Genomic DNA, 15,950 nt, shown 5'->3' with positions numbered 1-15,950 from the left:
CGATCAATGTTGCAAGGCAAGCGCTGCTTGACCTTTGGCGACTGTTTCCTTTCTGAAACTGAAATGCATCCAGATCAGAGAGATACAGACTGTTCCGTACAAAAGCATGAAAGCAGAGGTTCTGACGCCAGTAATGTCGACGAGCGCGCCAAACATGATGGGTAGCACGAAGCCTCCTAAACCTCCTGCCAACCCCACAATGCCGGATACAGCGCCGATATTGCCGCTAAAGTCATCGGAGATGAACTTGAAGACCGAGGCCTTTCCGATGGCTGTGGCAATGCCCACCACGAAGAGCAAAATGGTGAAAATGGTTGGGGAAAGCGCAATACGGAACGTGCGAGGCCCTTCAACGGTCAGGACAGTAAAGTCAGTCTGTGGGTAGCTCAGGAGAAAGAACGCGACCCAGCACACCCACATCACCCACCAGGTTGTTTGATAAGCTCCGTATTTATCTGAAATCCAGCCTCCGAGAGCACGTAACACTCCGCCCGGCAATGAAAAGCAGGCTGCCAAAAGTGCCGCAGTCTGAATGCTGAAACCATATTCGCCAACGTAATAACGTGTCATCCAAAGCGCGAGTGCGACATAGCCTCCAAACACAACCGAGTAGTACTGACAGTAGCGCCACACCCTCGGATCTTTGAGCATCTTGGCTTGCTCTTTCAGACTGACCGAATTCGAAGCATTGTGCGATGGATTGGTCGCCGAAAATATCCAGAAAAGAATCGCGGTGACAAGCATGGCGATGGAATAAACCTGCGGAACGATTGTCCATGAACCACCCGCCATCACGATGAGTCCCGGGGCTACAAATTTAGTCAGTGCCGATCCTGAGTTGCCTGCTCCAAAAATACCCATAGCCAGACCTTGTCGGTTTTTAGGAAACCAGCGTGCGACATAAGGCGTACCCACAGAAAATGAGCCTCCTGCCAGCCCGACGAACATCCCGATGACCAAAAAATGCCAGTACTGTGTCGCGTATGACATCAACCAGATCGGTAGGACAGTGCTGAGCATCAGCAAAAAGAAAACGATCCTGCCACCGAAGCGGTCGGTCCATAATCCCAAAGGTACCCGTACCAGTGATCCTGTTAGAACAGGCATCGCGGCAAGCAGGCCAAACTGAGTTTCGCTGAGATCCAGTTGTTTTTTGATAGGGATGCCGATCACGGCAAACATCATCCAGACTGCAAAGCAGATTGTGAAAGCCAGGGTACTGGAGGTCAGAACCATGACGGATTTTCTTTGGTTTGGTTCCACGGTAATGGTCTCCTGAGTCGTTCGTGTTTGATAGTGAACAGACTACGAGACTGGTGATGCTTTGCCCATTCTCCGTTGGCAGGAGACGGGCGAAGCAATGGACCTAGTTCCCCCCTACTTTAGGACTAGGCCCTTTTAGCCGAATGACGCATGGCTAAATTCAGCACTGAGGGCGAGAATATGTGTATGGATAATCATCTCGCTCCACTTGTTGACCGGTTTGGTCGAAAAATCGACTATTTGCGCTTAAGCGTGACAGATCGTTGTGATTTGCGTTGCAGCTATTGCATGCCTAAAAGTTTCAAAGGGTTTGAAGAGCCGGGAGACTGGCTCACTTTTGATGAGATTGAACGCGTGGTGGGCATTTTTGTGCGCATGGGGACGACCCGAGTTCGTTTAACAGGAGGAGAACCTCTGTTGCGTCGTCACCTGTCGAAACTGGCGGGGCGATTGAGTCAACTGCCGGGCTTGTCCGACCTGTCGCTCTCCACCAATGGAACACAATTGGTCAAACATGCCGAGGCTTTATACGAAGCAGGTGTCAGGCGCCTCAATATCAGCATGGATACCTTATCGAGAGATTGCATGATCCAGATTACCGGGCGAGATTCGATGAGTGCGGTGATGTCCGGTCTGGATATTGCTCAAGCTATTGGTTTTGCGCCGATCAAACTGAATATGGTGGTGATGCCTGGTATTAATTTATCGGAAGTGCAGGCAATGGCCGAGTTTTGTATCAACCGCGGACTGATTCTCAGGCTCATTGAAACCATGCCCGTAGGCAGTACGGGTTTGAAGAGTGGCTTTACCCCGCTTGGTCCGATCGTTGAGTCGTTGCGTCAACGTCTGGATTTGATTCCTGAAATTAAGGTGATGGGAGGAGGTCCGGCGCGTTATTGGCGGACAAGGGATGGAAAAGGTCAAATCGGACTGATTACGCCGATGAGTCAGCATTTTTGTGAAACATGCAATCGTCTGCGGATGTCAGTGGATGGCACGATTTATCTTTGTCTGGGTGAGGATGAAAAGGTCGAGCTTAGACCCTATCTGCGCGGCGGTGCGACAGATGCCGACATCGAGCACGTATTGCGTGAGGCAATTGAGCTCAAGCCAGAGCGTCATCACTTTAATGAAACACCCGAAAAAATTGTGCGGTTCATGTCGCAAACGGGTGGCTAGATTCAGGAAATTGCTATGCCAAAACATGATTTGGAAAAATTCATCAATGGTTTTGAACGTTTTCAAAAAACCTACTACGGTGACGATCACGAGCTCATCGAGGAGCTTACTCAGGCTCAACACCCCCGTACTTTTTTGATCGGTTGCTGTGATTCACGGGTCGATCCCGCGCATTTGATGGGGGCAGAACTCGGTGAGTTGTTTGTGTCCAGAAATGTTGCAAATTTAGTACCACCTTGCGAGGCGAGCGAGGGGAGTCATCATGGCGTCAGCGCTGCAATTCAGTTTGCAGTCCAGAATCTCCAAGTGGAACGAATTATTGTGCTGGGTCACGCTAGATGTGGTGGTATCCGCGCTTTGATGGACGACACTCGGATCAAAGAGCCAGTTGATTTCATTTCATTGTGGGTCAACATTGCCGAATCTGCTAAACGTGAGACCTTAGCGGCGTTTGGCGAGGCACCTTTCGAGGTCAAGTGCAAAGTCTGCGAACAATCGTCTATCCTGAATTCCCTGAACAATCTGATGAGCTTTCCCTGGATACAGCAGGCGGTGGAGGAAAAGCGCTTGACCTTGCATGGCTGGTACTTTGATCTTGAGGCAGGAGAGTTACTCGCTTACTCCAAGCGCGCAGGCACTTTTTTACCAATGGTATGCGCATTGAATCCATCCCTTGAATAAGAAAGACTAAACTACGGTGTCTATTGCAAAAAGTTCAAACGATGACCGCGACCGCGAATCAAACGAACCTGCGGAATATAGAGGAGTCCATTCGGGAGCCTGGGTCTGCTGGCGCCCGGATATCAATCGGCCGTAATTACCGGCTCGGTGTCAGGCTGGTGTCTGTAGCCTTGACCACGCTTGTATTTGGACTGACCATGGTGATGGTCACGCTTTGGCTATCATGGGCACTCGAAGGCGCTGCCGCGGCGATTAACGACACGGGGAGTCTACGCATGCAGTCTTTGCGCGTGGGCTTGCTGATGACCGAACAGCCGGTTTCCCATAAAGAAATTGTCGAACGCGCAAGTTTTTTCAATAACACCTTGCTCGCACTACGCAAGGGGGATCCGCAGCGACCGATGCGCCTGCCAAAGTCCGATGCTGTTCAAGAGCAGTTTGAGCGCGTGCGCTACATGTGGATTGAACAGTTACAACCTGCACTGATGCGTGTTGAATCAAGTCTGGGGCAGGATCGCGCATCGATTCAATCTTATCTCGAGGATTTGCCAGAGTTCGTCAAGCAATCCGATACGCTGGTTTCCTTGATTGAAGCGCAAAATTCCAGGGATACAGCATTGTTGCGTGGCTCTCAGATGGCCGTGATTGTTTTGATGATTGCGGGCTGTGTGGGTATTGTTTATTTACTGTACGGATGGGTCATCAGACCTGTCGAATCACTTCGTCTGGGTATTGCTCAAATGTCCATTCGAAACTTCGCTTACAGAGTGCCTGTGGAGGGAGGTGACGAGCTTGGGGAGCTTGCGCGGGGATTCAATGATATGGCCTCTCAGCTCAGCCATTTGTATCGTGATCTGGAACAGAGAGTTGAGGAAAAAACGCAGCAACTGGCCCAGCAAAATCGCGAGATTTCGACCTTGTACGAATTTTCCGCCTACTTGAGTCAGGCAGGGGATCTTGAGCAGCGGTGCCAAGGATTCCTGGCGCGTTTGATCGAATATTTCTCAGCTGATGGTGGAACTGTCAGGATTTTGGATCCGCGTCAAAAGAACTTGCATTTGACTGTCCATCAGGGACTTTCGCTTGATTTCGTAAAACAAGAACAGTGTTTACATGCAGGCGATTGTTTATGTGGAGAGGCTTCTGAAAAAGGTGTCATGGTCTTGCACGATTTTCGCAAATTGCCACAGGAGTTTAGTTTGCGATGCCGCGAGGAAGGTTTTACGGCGATTGCCATTGCGCAGATTATTCATGCAGGACAGCAGTTAGGTAGCTATACCTTGCACTTTCAGGAACCTCGGGATTTTTCCGCAGACGATAGGCGTCTGTTCAAAACTTTGGGTCAGCATTTGGGTGTCGCGATCGAAAACCAGCGACTGCTCGCCCGAACGCGTGAGCTTGCGATCGCCGAGGAGCGTAACCTCATGGCTCAAGGATTGCACGACTCGATTGCTCAAGGATTGAATTTTCTGAAGCTACAGGTTCAGATGCTGGAGGATTCAATCGCGAGAGGTAAAGATGATGAGGTGAAGGAGGTCATTCAGTTGATTGAGCTTGGCGTGCGCGAAAGTTATGATGATGTGCGCGAGCTCTTGACGAATTTTCGAATCAAACTCGATGAGGGCGATATCGTCGAGGCGTTACGAGCATCAGCCGAGCGTTTTAAAAAACAAACTGGCATTGCCGTATCCGTCCAGGTGTTGCATCAGGGTCCTCCCTTGCCGCCAGAGCAGCAGCTACAAATCCTTTTCATTGTTCAAGAGGCACTTTCAAACATTCGTAAACACGCGAATGCGCATCAAGTCAAAATCATTCTGGATGATCATGACGACTTCAATTTGACGGTTTCTGATGACGGACAGGGCTTTGACATAAAATCTTCGAACGCAAATGAAGAACAGCACGTGGGTTTAAAGATTATGCGTGAACGAGCCTTGAGGCTACAAGCCATTCTGTCCGTCGTATCTGAGCCAGCATCGGGAACATCCATTTCCCTGAGTCTCCCTAAAGAAAATCGTACCACCGGTTAGCGTGATGACTTCTCCCATAAAAGTTTTACTTGTCGATGACCATGCTCTTTTTCGCAGCGGCATCAAGTTATTGTTACAGCGAAACCATGATTTCGAAGTCGTGGGCGAGGCGTCTGACGGCATTGAGGGCGTCAAACGTGCGAAAGCATTGCAGCCTGATGTGGTCTTACTCGATTTGCATATGCCTGGACTTTCTGGTCTGGACGCGATCAAGTTGATTCAAGAAGAGGTCCCTGCTTGCCGTATTATTCTGTTGACGGTTTCAGAAGAGGGCGAGGATCTCACGACAGCGTTGAAAAATGGGGCGGTTGGCTATCTGCTCAAGAACATTGATGCAGACTTTTTTCTCGATGCGATGCGGCGCGCCATGCAAGGTGATTCAGTTATTTCTAATGAAATGACATCAAAACTCGTCGCGAATTTGCGTCGAGGCCATGAACCGATTCCTACTGAAATCAGCAAGCTCACCCCGCGAGAGGGTGACATTCTTTCTCAGCTTGCTTCTGGTTTGAGTAACAAGGAAATTGCCCGAGAACTGAATTTGGCCGAGAGTACCGTCAAAATTCATATTCAGAGTATTTTGAAGAAGCTGGGGCTATCCAATCGCGTGCAGGCGGCGATTTATGCTGTTGAGAGAGGTTTTGGCATTCAGCACTGAGTGTTTCAAACGTCACATCAAGCTGGGGAGCATGGCGCTTCAGAGCTTCGCCGTCAATGATGGTGATTTTTGTTTTATCCACGATGATGCATTTCTCATCGATGAGCTGATGCAACGCACGGGAAAATGTCTCGGGTTGTAATCCAAGTTTGGATGCTATCGTGCGTTTGGGAAGTGACAGATCGATTTCATGTCCCAGAGTCGAGTTTTGAAGTAAATAATCCGCGACTCTGGCGGCGGCGGAGGGTAGATTCACGACCTCGATATCGTGCAGGAGGGTTTCGAATCTTAGGGCCAGACCATTCACTATCTTTTTCATAAATAGTGGGTTTGAGGTCATGATACTGAGGAGTGCATCGCGTTCGATATGCACGAGCAACGTGTCTTCGAGCGCCTGGGCATCGATCAGGTACGGATGCTCCAGAAACATCACCGCTTCGCCGAAGTGTTGGCCGGTACCAAAAAATTCAATCACTTTGTCGTGTTCATGGACGCCAGGAATTGAGATTTTGACTTTCCCAGTCATGACGACGTAAAGACCTGTTGCGCGATCGCCTCGCTTGATGACATAACCGCCCTTTGGCAGTCGCACAATTTTGGAGGCTTGCGCCAGATATTCTCTTTCTTTGCAGCTGATGTCATCAACAAGTGGTATGTGTTTCAGCAGTTGACTGAGTGATATCTGATGCCCCATTTCTCTCACCTATAAGAAAAGGTTTCAAACAGATCCTTTAAATGACTGAGTGCGGGAGGACTGAGTGAAACATTGCTAGTGTGCGTCCCTGGAGATCTGAAACGCTGTAAGGCATATTCCCTCACACCTTGCTGGGACAAGCTTTGCGCTAAATCAATTAATTCGCTTTCAGACAGCCAGTCGGGTGACCAGGTTGTCCTGCACTCAAAATTTCCGCCCCAGTCCAGCAATATCTCGAGAGACTGTGCTGTTTGCTCGAAGCTTTTGGCCTGTCCAGTCAATTTTTCATAATGGCGTTCAGTCGTTTTAATATCCAATGCGACCCATTGAAGTTCTGGAAGGATCTTTTTCAGACGTCCCGAATACATGCCTGCCGTGTGAAGCGCAAGCCCAAAACCTTGTTGTCGGATGTCAAGTGTCATCTGCTCAAAAAATGGATCACTCAGGGGCTCTCCGCCTGACAATACAACGCCGTCTAATAAAGCAGCACGAGATTTTAAAAAGGAAAGTATTTGTGACCAACTTTCAGCTTTCTGACGTGTTTGGAGATGAGGGTTATGGCAGTAGTGACACCGCCACGGACAGCCTGAGATAAAGACAGTGCTTGCAAGTTTTCCTGGCCAGTCTACAGTTGAAAAGGGCGTGAACCCTCCAACTGAAGGCCCATCATTTTCACACTTTGTTTGATTCAGTAAAGAACTGACGCTCATTGAATTCCCCCTTTTTGCCGATATTGAACGAGCTCACCGGACGGTGATAGCCCATCACGCGTGTCCAGACTTCGCAGCGGGTTCTTAGGTGGTCTGGCGGTAAGTGACTGTTGTTGATGTTTGACTGGCTTGTGCTGTTTGCCATGATTGAATGCTCCTCGGGTTAGGTGATTTGAGTTTGGTTGCTTGGGTTAGACTGTTTGAGTGATGTCGCTTGACCAAGTTTTTCCTGTGCGATGATTTCAGCATCGCATTTTGGACAAAACTCGTGATGACCGGATAGATATCCGTGTTTTGGACAGATTGAAAATGTGGGGGTGATGGTCAGGTAAGGCACTCTAAAGTTGCTGAGGGCGCGTCTGACGAGTTGCTTGCAGGCTTGTGCACCCGATATCGCCTCACTCATATAGAGGTGAAGCACGGTTCCGCCGGTGTACTTCGATTGCAACGTTTCTTGCAGGCTCAGTGCTTCAAAGGGATCATCTGTATAGCCCACGGGTAGTTGACTTGAGTTGGTGTAGTAGGGCTGATCATCGGTACCCGCTTGCAAAATATCTGACCAACGCTTCTTGTCTTCTTTTGCGAAACGATAGGTTGTTCCCTCTGCGGGTGTGGCCTCGAGGTTGTAAAGATGTCCGGTCTTTTCTTGAAATTCAGTCATCCGCATTCTGACATGATCAAGAAAGCGTAGGGCAAACTCATGACCTTGTGGCGAGGATATATCAAAAGTGTCGTGACTGAAGTTTCTGAGCATCTCGTTGATACCGTTGACCCCGAGCGTACTGAAATGGTTTCTCAGCGTACCCAGATAGCGCTTGGTATAGGGGTACAGTCCTTCGTCGATGTATTTTTGAATCGTTGTTCTTTTGCGCTCCAAAACATCGCATCCCAAGTTCAAGAGTTCGTCCAGGCGATCCATCAGCGCGCCTTCGTTGCCTGCATAGAGATATCCCAGTCTTGCGCAGTTGATCGTGACAACGCCCACACTACCTGTTTGCTCGGCTGAACCAAAGAGTCCATTGCCTCGCTTGAGCAGTTCGCGCAGATCGAGTTGAAGGCGGCAGCACATTGAACGCACCATATGTGGTTCAAGATCTGAATTGAGAAAGTTTTGAAAGTATGGCAAACCATACCTGGCCGTCATTTCAAACAATGGCGACGTATTAGGGTGTTCCCAGGGAAAGTCTTTCGTGATGTTGTAGGTGGGGATGGGAAAGGTAAAGGCGCGACCCAGCGCATCTCCAGCCATCATCACATCAATGTAGGCACGGTTGATCATATCCATTTCTTTTTGCAAATCACCATAAGAAAATGGCATCTCAATACCACCGACGTAGGGGATTTGCTCTTTGAGATCTGCGGGACACGTCCAGTCAAAGGTGAGGTTGGTGAAAGGTGTTTGTGTACCCCAGCGACTCGGGACATTCAGGTTGTAGATCAGTTCCTGCATGCATTGCCGGACTTGTTGATACGTCATTTCATCTTTGCGGATAAACGGCGCCATATAAGTGTCAAAGGAACTGAAGGCTTGCGCGCCAGCCCATTCGTTTTGAAGGGTTCCCAAAAAATTAACGATCTGACCGATCGCGGCAGACATGTGTTTCGCGGGTGAGGCCTCCACTTTTCCGGGAACACCGTTAAAGCCTTCCCTGAGGAGTTGACGCAGCGACCAACCTGCGCAGTACCCTGAAAGCATGTCCAGATCGTGTATGTGGAGATCTCCATTGCGGTGTGCATCACCCGATTCGGGACTGTATATGTGCGATAGCCAGTAGTTCGCCGTGACTTTGCCCGCTACATTGAGAATCAGACCGCCCAGGCTGTATCCCTGGTTGGCGTTGGCATTGACGCGCCAGTCACGTTGCTCGAGATACTCTTCCATCGCTTGTTCAACATTGACGCTGACGGGAAATTGTGTGGTGATTGAAGGATTCATTTGACACTCTATGTTGTGTTGTTCGATGAATCCTAACACCACATATTGTGTTTTAAAGAAAAATCATTCGACTTCTTTCAAATCGCTTGATTGAGGTCAAGCGTCCTGTGGCCTCTGCGTAACGCCATGTTCATGCCAATCGTGCGAAGCGTTTCTGGGGGAAGAAACTGGGCGTGGGGATAGATGAACTTTTCTTCCCGATCTGCATGATGCATGTATTTTGTAGCAAACTCATCGAGACACATTGGCGTTGTACCCAGTTTGTTTTCAACAATATCTCTGAGCCAATTTTCAATTTTGCTCCACAGCACGCCGAATGCGACGTGCTCTGATTCAAGCTCTTGAATAGTGTTGTTCAAATTTTTATATGACTCTTCACCAAGCGTTGCTGGAGATAAATGCATGAGCGCTGGAAAAAGATCATCTTCTTCGTCCTGGTGATGAAGCGGAGCTGCGATCGTGAAATATCTGAGAACAGACTCGGCGGCTTCTTGTGCTTTCCTATCGATTCCCTTTTTCTCGATGTGATGCGCGATTCGCTGGGTCAGTGTCGCGAATCGTCTGATTTTTTCATGGCAGGCTTCGAGTAGTTCGATGGGTGAATCGAAGCCTGCACTGTGAAGGGAAAAAAAATCAGTCACGCTAAGTGGGCCTGTGTCGGAGCCGCTGATCGATCAGCCATGAAAAGAATATTGTTTTCAAGATGAATGTGTTGCATCAGATCCTCCCTGAGTTGACGTAAACCTGCGTATAGCGCCCGCCAAGTATTGCAGGCATCAGCTGGCGCGATGATGTCGTTGGTCAATTGTTCGAGATGCGCGAGCGCCTCACCATGTTGATCATGCTCAAAGCGCATCATTGAGATCGGTGCGGACACTTGTGCGGCGCTGGCTCGACGCAGCATTGGAAATAAGATCTGTTCTTCTTTCATCATATGACTTTCAAGCTCTTGCTGCATATCTGAGAGATGATCGGCGAGACCTTTCGGACAATCGGCGCGCTCTCCGTGCACTTGTTCGACTCGACGCGCAAGTCGAATGAGTTCGGGCAAATCCTCCCTGTGTTGCTGGTGGTACCTCACCAGAATGTGATCGATTAAGGCATCGTTGCTCTTCTCATGCCAGGGAGAGTTTGTGGTTTCAGTTTGGGTCGCCATAAGTTTGGCGAGCCGATCGAAGATCGGTTGAGGGTTGTTTATTTTGCGTCGTTCGAGAGTTTCGCGCAGACTGCGATGACCACCGCAGCAAAAATCGAGTTTGTATTCATGAAAGATTTGTGTGGCGCCAGGAACGTCGCAGGCGATTGAGCCGATGGAGCGGTCGAGTAGATCAGTCATGTTATTTCCTTCTATGAGTGTGTATATCACTCAAAGCAAATGTCATGCCAGTTTGTAACTTATTGAATTAATTCGATTTAATTTTTAATTGGTTAAAAATACCTTTTAATATTTGGTTAAAAGTACCATTTTTAGGGTTAATATCACCTTATTCATGCGGTCTCTCGCTTTATTCTTACAAAAGCTCAATCACCACGATGAATGCTGAACTGTCTTTAATTGCAGACATGATTGCAGACTTGCCACGCGCTGTCCGCGCACAGCGAATGGTACGTACGATTCGCGATCAATTTAATTGTCACGCTGTCGGATTGTTGAGACTCGAAGGAGACACTCTTGCACCGGTTGCATTTGAGGGACTGACGCGCGAGGCGATCGGTCGGCGGTTTGTGATCGCACAGCATCCCAGGCTAGTGAGCATTTTATCGACACGCACCCCTGTTCGTTTCCTCCCTGGTAATCCTTTGCCTGATCCTTATGATGGCTTGCTCGATGATCGCGTCGGCGAGCCTTTGCCCGTGCACGACTGCCTGGGGATGAGTCTTCATCTCGAAGGCCACCTGTGGGGCGCATTGACACTTGATGCGTTTGAAGGGAAGTCCTTCAAGGCAACAGATATTGAAAGGTTAAGTGCTTTTGCTTTGGTGGTCGAGGCCGCCGTACGCGTGTCCCGCCTCGAAGAGGAAAATCGAAGTTTGCGTCTTTTCAGAGGAAGCGATTCGATCGATCGTTCGACGGTGAGTGTTCCAGATGAAATCCTGGGGCAAAGTGCTGTGATTCAAGCTGTGTTGCGTGAGCTTGACGTCGCCGCTGAGTCAGACCTGCCCATTTTGTTACTCGGTGAAACTGGCGTGGGTAAAGACCTGTTCGCGCAGCGGGTGCATCGTCAGTCTCTCAGACATCGGGGACCTCTGGTTCAGGTCAATTGTGCCGCCTTGCCTGAGACGTTGGCTGAAAGCGAATTGTTCGGACATATCAAAGGGACATTTTCGGGTGCGACGGCGGACCGTGTTGGACGTATTGAGGCTGCAGAAGGGGGGACACTGTTTCTGGACGAGGTTGGTGAGTTGCCGCTCTCCATTCAGGCAAAACTGTTACGCACGCTTCAAAACGGAGAGATTCAGCGGTTGGGCGAAGATACCCCCCGCAAGGTCAATGTTCGCTTTGTATCGGCCACCAATCGCCAGCTGCAGGAAAGTGTCAGAGCTGGACGCTTCCGGGCCGATCTATACCATCGACTCTCGGTATACCCAGTACATATTCCTCCCTTGCGTGAGCGCGGGACAGATGTGCTGATTCTTGCGGGACGCTTTCTCGAGATTAATCGCTCCCGTTTGGGATTGCGTAGTATCAGATTGTCGGAGCGTTCGGAGATTGCATTATGTCGTTATGACTGGCCTGGCAACGTCAGGGAGTTAGAGCACGTGATCAGTCGAGCCGCCTTGCGGGCAGTCAGCCGTGGTGCGGATCGCAACGATATTCTGACTCTTGAACCAGAGTTGCTATTGTTGGAAAACTCAGATCGAGTCATTGTTCATGCGCCTAGCAAACTCGAGTCTGACATATCAGATCAGGAACAGAAATCGAGTTCTCACGAAACGCTTTCGATGCGTCAGGCCACCGAATTGTTTCAACGCCAACTCATACAGCGCGAGTTAGCGCGTTTTCAAGGCAATTGGGCCAAGGTATCTCGCAGTCTGGGGATTGATACGAGCAATTTGCATAAACTTGCGAAACGATTGGGGCTCAAGGATGCGGCGTAGTCGTTGAGACTTCAGTCAGCATTTTCCATACCGATTCTGCTGGTTGACTCATCTGGGCTTTTTGTCTGTACAGTTTGATGTCAATGGGAATTTGCCACTGAACCCCACCAGCCAGGACGAGTTCTTTATTGTCGAGTTCCTGTTGAATCAAGGACGCTGGTATCCATGCGACCCCACGTCCACTCATTGCCATGGTTTTCAGCAACATCGCGTTGTGAGCTGAAAATACAACCGAGATATTTAACTGTTTTCCTGATTGATTTTGATCGTAGATCAAAGGTTTGAGTTTGGTTCCGGCAATCAACCCAAGCGCCGAACTTTGATTGTATTCAAGCAAAGGAATGACTGAAGTTGAGTCCAGAGAGTATTGAGGAGTCTGGTCTTGCTTGATCGCAGAAATCGGTACGAGTCTATCGCGACCTAAAGTCAGTACAGGATAGTTGTCTTGATCCAGCCGAGAGGGAATATCGGGATGCCCATACGAGAGCATGAACTGAACTTTCCGCATGCTCATCATCTCGGCGCATGCTTGAAAAGTATCAGAAAATGTCTGGATCGCACTAAAACGATAATAATTTTCCAAAGATGCCAGCCAGCTCGGGAAAAAAGTTAAAGAAAGGGAATGCGTCACAGCAAAGCGCAAACTTGCAGACTCGGCATCGTGAGCAGCACGCGCTTTAATTCTTGACGCCTCAAGCGCTGCCAGGATGGTTTCGACCTGGGTTTTGAAAGCTGCTCCAGCAGCGGTAGGTTGAACTGGATGCGCTGCTCGGTCTATCAGCTCGACGCCCACCCATTCTTCCAGGGATCGAATATGTCGACTCAGTGCGGGTTGTGCAATGCAGCGAATAGCCGCAGCACGCGAAAAATTCTCTGTTTCGCAGAGTACGGCAAAGTCTTCTAGCCAGTCCAGGTCGAGCGGGCGGTTGCCGGGTCCCATATTGATGTTTGCCTAGAGTAATTCGGACAGTGAATAGTTTTATGCGTTTTTAGTATTGGATTGAATGCGCCACACGCAGCAGAATTGAACGGTCTCAATCTTTCAAAGTGTATAACGACTATGCCACAAATCAAGAATTACAAAGGAATCATTCCTGCAATTTCCTGTCCATTTACACCGGATTTTAGAATTGATGAGCCAGCATTAAGAAAGCTGGCTTCCTGGCTCGCGAGCCATGATGGTGTAGTTGCAGTCATGACCAACGGTCATACGGGAGAGGTTTTTTCGCTCACGCCTGAGGAACGCGTCGAAGTCACCCGCATTGTCGCTGACGAGCTGAAAGGAAAAACTCCCGTTATTTCGTCAATTGTCTGCGAAGGTCTTGCAGATGCAGCGTCACATGCAAAGGCTGCCCGCGCCGCGGGAGCTGTCGCTCTTGACGTCATGCCTCCGCATCATTGGTTGCGTTTTGGATTCACGAGAGATCATGCGCTGCAGTATTTTGACGCCATCCACAAAGCGACACCTGATCTTGACTTGGTGTGCCATGTTTACCCAGCATGGACGCGTGCATCGTATTCGTCACAATTATTGGCTGAATTAGCTCAGTTGCCCTATTTGCAGGCTTTTAAAGTCGGACAAAGGGATATGAATAAATATGCCCGTGATATTCAGGCAATTCGTGAGGCTGATGCGAGCAAAGCCATCTTGACGTGTCATGACGAATACTTGCTTGCGTCAATGGTGCAGGGAGTTGATGGTGCACTAGTAGGATTTGCAACATTTATTCCGCAGCTCATTATCGATCTCTGGAACGCTGTCAAGGCAGGTGATCTCAATAAAGCAATCGCCATTCAAGCTGTCATTACACCCCTCAAAGATGCAGTCTATGGAGGAGGTGAGCCAACTGGAGAGGCGCATGCCCGCATGAAAGGCGGCATGTATCTTGCTGGTGTCTTAGATAGTCATACGGTACGACCACCGACAGAATTGCCAAGCGCTCAAGAGATGAGTGTTTTGCGCGCAGCTGTTTCGCAGGCGGGTTTGTTAAAGCGCTAAGTTTTTAAATAATTTGCATAACAAGATTGAAATTGGAGACTGATAATGAAAGTACGTAATATTCTTTTTAATGGTTTAACGGCTCTTATAGCGATGACTGCAATCACCGCCTCGGCACAAAGTTATCCAACCAAAGCTGTGCGCGTCATTATTCCATTTCCTCCTGGAGGAACTTTGGACTCTGTCGGTAGAACACTGGCTAATAAACTCAGCGAGCAAACTGGGCAACAGTTTGTTGTCGAAAATAGGCCGGGTGGAAATGGAACCATTGGTGCCGATGCCGTTGCGAAGGCACCTGCCGATGGTTACACGTTGTTATTCAATGCATCGACATTTACGACTGCACCGATGACGATGCCTAAAGTGCCATATTCGGTCGTCAATGATTTTGCCCCTGTCGCTTTAGTTGCAAAAGCACCACTGTCCGTGGCGATCAACAAAGATTTGCCAGTTAAGGACATCAAATCTTTGGCTGTTTACGCAAAATCCAAATCAGATAAGGTGAATTTTGCGGTGGGGTCGATCGGCTCGGCCGGGCATTTGGCCACTGAGCAGTTAAAAAAAGCGGGAGGCTTTGATGTCAATATTGTTCCTTACAAAGGAACAGCGCCCGCACTCAACGATTTAGTCGGAGGCCGTATCGATGGCTTTATTGATCCGATTTTGGGTTCCTTGCAATTCCACAACAGCGGTATGGTTCGAGTCATTGCGGTGACATCGGTGAGCCGTACACCGAATCTTCCCGATGTGCCCACTGTAGCTGAATCGATTCCCGGGTTCGAAGCTTATAGCTGGTATGGATTGTGGGCGCCTATTAAAACGCCTAGAGCTATTCAGGAACGTTTGAATGCTGAAGTCAATAAAGCACTTTCTTCCAATATCCGTGAGAATTTGATTAAACAGGGTTTGTTGGTCACCGATGGCTCGATCGAGGATTTCATCAAGTTTCAAACAGAAGATATGGCCCGATCACAAAAAATTGTCACTGAAGGAAATATTCGTGTCGAGTGAGCAAGGTCAGGTTGTACTTGTATCAGGAAGTAGCTCAGGTATAGGTCGAGCCATTTCTGAGCATTTGTTAGCAGGGGGATGGTCTGTGCTCGGTTGGGATAAAGCTCAATCCAGTATTGAGCATCCTTCTTATCAGCACACTCAAATTGACCTCATGAATGTTGAAGCTGTCCAGCGTGCACTGGTCGATGTCAAAAGCTATGGATTTATCCATGCCGCTGGGATCATGCGCGTGGGTCGGCTTGGAGATCTTGATTTGTCAGCAGGCAGTCTGATGTGGTCCATTCATGACCAATGTGCTGCAGTCATGACAAACGCCTTGATTCCTCATATGGTGAGTATGGGAGAGGGCAGGGTGATTTTTATCGGGAGCCGGGTTTCCCAAGGAATGCCTGGGCGAGGGCAGTATGCCGCAACCAAAGCTGCTCTCGTGGCGATGGCTCGCAGCTGGGCGGCCGAGCTTGCGCCAACAGGGGTGACTGTCAATGTGGTTTCTCCTGCGGCGACAGCTACGGCGATGCTTTCAGATCCTGACCGAGCGGGTAGTCAGCCACGATTACCACCCATTGGGCGACTGATTGAGCCTATTGAGATTGCCGCACTCGTCAGCTTTTTATTAACCAAACCCGCCGCAGCCATGACCGGACAGGAATTGACAATCTGCGGTGGTTCTTCCCTTCATTTATAAAG

15 protein-coding genes and 1 pseudogene are annotated in these 15,950 nt (G+C 49.2%); 8 read left to right on the top strand and 8 right to left on the bottom strand.

The annotated features are described in order from the left end of the window. Positions 1-3: 3 nt before the first annotated feature. Positions 4-1,236: an MFS transporter gene (locus WBJ47_RS00255; protein WP_422244564.1), complete on the bottom strand. Its 1,233-nt coding sequence runs from the start codon at positions 1,234-1,236 to the stop codon at positions 4-6. Between the two features lie 213 nt (positions 1,237-1,449). Between WBJ47_RS00255 and moaA the strand changes: the two genes are divergently transcribed. Genes moaA through WBJ47_RS00235 form a run of 4 tightly spaced genes read left to right on the top strand, consistent with a single transcriptional unit; the run spans position 1,450 to position 5,811 of the window. Then, positions 1,450-2,442 carry a GTP 3',8-cyclase MoaA gene (gene moaA, locus WBJ47_RS00250; RefSeq protein WP_422244472.1) on the top strand — a complete coding sequence of 331 codons (993 nt, stop codon included), beginning with the start codon at positions 1,450-1,452 and terminating at the stop codon, positions 2,440-2,442. Between the two features lie 15 nt (positions 2,443-2,457). Continuing rightward, the gene (locus WBJ47_RS00245; RefSeq protein ID WP_422244470.1) at positions 2,458-3,123 is read left to right on the top strand and encodes a carbonic anhydrase; all 666 of its coding nucleotides are present in this window, start codon (positions 2,458-2,460) and stop codon (positions 3,121-3,123) included. 41 nt (positions 3,124-3,164) lie between these two features. Next, positions 3,165-5,153 carry a type IV pili methyl-accepting chemotaxis transducer N-terminal domain-containing protein gene (locus WBJ47_RS00240; protein ID WP_422244468.1) on the top strand — a complete coding sequence of 663 codons (1,989 nt, stop codon included), beginning with the start codon at positions 3,165-3,167 and terminating at the stop codon, positions 5,151-5,153. 4 nt (positions 5,154-5,157) lie between these two features. Further along, positions 5,158-5,811: a response regulator gene (locus WBJ47_RS00235; protein ID WP_422244466.1), complete on the top strand. Its 654-nt coding sequence runs from the start codon at positions 5,158-5,160 to the stop codon at positions 5,809-5,811. Here the strand turns inward: WBJ47_RS00235 and WBJ47_RS00230 are convergent. The 6 genes and pseudogenes from WBJ47_RS00230 to ytfE form a co-directional block, all read right to left on the bottom strand. Continuing rightward, positions 5,711-6,505 (bottom strand): Crp/Fnr family transcriptional regulator, encoded by a 795-nt coding sequence (locus WBJ47_RS00230; RefSeq protein WP_422244464.1) that lies wholly within the window; start codon positions 6,503-6,505, stop codon positions 5,711-5,713. The genes WBJ47_RS00235 and WBJ47_RS00230 overlap by 101 nt on opposite strands. Before the next feature lie 5 nt (positions 6,506-6,510). Further along, positions 6,511-7,215 (bottom strand): anaerobic ribonucleoside-triphosphate reductase activating protein, encoded by a 705-nt coding sequence (locus WBJ47_RS00225; RefSeq protein WP_422244462.1) that lies wholly within the window; start codon positions 7,213-7,215, stop codon positions 6,511-6,513. Beyond that, the gene (gene nrdD / locus WBJ47_RS00220; protein ID WP_422244460.1) at positions 7,178-7,360 is read right to left on the bottom strand and encodes an anaerobic ribonucleoside-triphosphate reductase; all 183 of its coding nucleotides are present in this window, start codon (positions 7,358-7,360) and stop codon (positions 7,178-7,180) included. Before nrdD ends, WBJ47_RS00225 begins: the two co-directional genes overlap by 38 nt. Before the next feature lie 18 nt (positions 7,361-7,378). Beyond that, positions 7,379-9,115: pseudogene (locus WBJ47_RS00215) on the bottom strand (ribonucleoside triphosphate reductase); the annotation flags it as partial. 113 nt (positions 9,116-9,228) lie between these two features. Further along, positions 9,229-9,792, bottom strand: a complete 564-nt coding sequence (locus tag WBJ47_RS00210; RefSeq protein WP_422243969.1) for a hemerythrin domain-containing protein — start codon at positions 9,790-9,792, stop codon at positions 9,229-9,231. After that, entirely contained in the window at positions 9,789-10,487 is a 699-nt protein-coding gene (ytfE, locus tag WBJ47_RS00205) for an iron-sulfur cluster repair protein YtfE (protein ID WP_422243970.1), read from the bottom strand. Before ytfE ends, WBJ47_RS00210 begins: the two co-directional genes overlap by 4 nt. Before the next feature lie 197 nt (positions 10,488-10,684). On the opposite strand from ytfE, the gene norR reads away from it, so the two are divergent. Then, positions 10,685-12,250, top strand: coding sequence for a nitric oxide reductase transcriptional regulator NorR (gene norR, locus WBJ47_RS00200; RefSeq protein WP_422243971.1), 1,566 nt, complete (start codon positions 10,685-10,687; stop codon positions 12,248-12,250). Here the strand turns inward: norR and WBJ47_RS00195 are convergent. Next, positions 12,234-13,190 (bottom strand): LysR substrate-binding domain-containing protein, encoded by a 957-nt coding sequence (locus WBJ47_RS00195; RefSeq protein WP_422243972.1) that lies wholly within the window; start codon positions 13,188-13,190, stop codon positions 12,234-12,236. The two genes, norR and WBJ47_RS00195, sit on opposite strands and share 17 nt — an antisense overlap. 120 nt (positions 13,191-13,310) lie before the next feature. Here WBJ47_RS00195 and WBJ47_RS00190 point away from each other — a divergent pair, with 120 nt between their 5' ends. From WBJ47_RS00190 to WBJ47_RS00180, 3 genes are read left to right on the top strand one after another with little or no spacing between them, the layout of a single operon-like run. After that, positions 13,311-14,249, top strand: a complete 939-nt coding sequence (locus WBJ47_RS00190) for a dihydrodipicolinate synthase family protein (RefSeq protein WP_290237640.1) — start codon at positions 13,311-13,313, stop codon at positions 14,247-14,249. A 45-nt stretch (positions 14,250-14,294) separates the two neighbouring features. Then, a complete protein-coding gene (locus WBJ47_RS00185) occupies positions 14,295-15,260 on the top strand; it encodes a Bug family tripartite tricarboxylate transporter substrate binding protein (RefSeq protein WP_422243973.1) in 966 nt (321 codons plus the stop codon). Further along, complete coding sequence (locus WBJ47_RS00180; RefSeq protein WP_422243974.1) at positions 15,250-15,948, top strand: SDR family NAD(P)-dependent oxidoreductase; 699 nt, start codon at positions 15,250-15,252, stop codon at positions 15,946-15,948. The genes WBJ47_RS00185 and WBJ47_RS00180 overlap by 11 nt, the downstream gene beginning before the upstream one ends. The last annotated feature ends 2 nt before the right edge of the window (positions 15,949-15,950 follow it).

Origin of the sequence: Zwartia sp., assembly GCF_049655405.1 — a bacterium.
In the GTDB taxonomy this organism is placed as follows: domain Bacteria; phylum Pseudomonadota; class Gammaproteobacteria; order Burkholderiales; family Burkholderiaceae_B; genus Zwartia.
The sequence above is the reverse complement of the archived record's forward strand: the minus strand, read 5'-3'. Positions and strand labels throughout refer to the sequence as shown.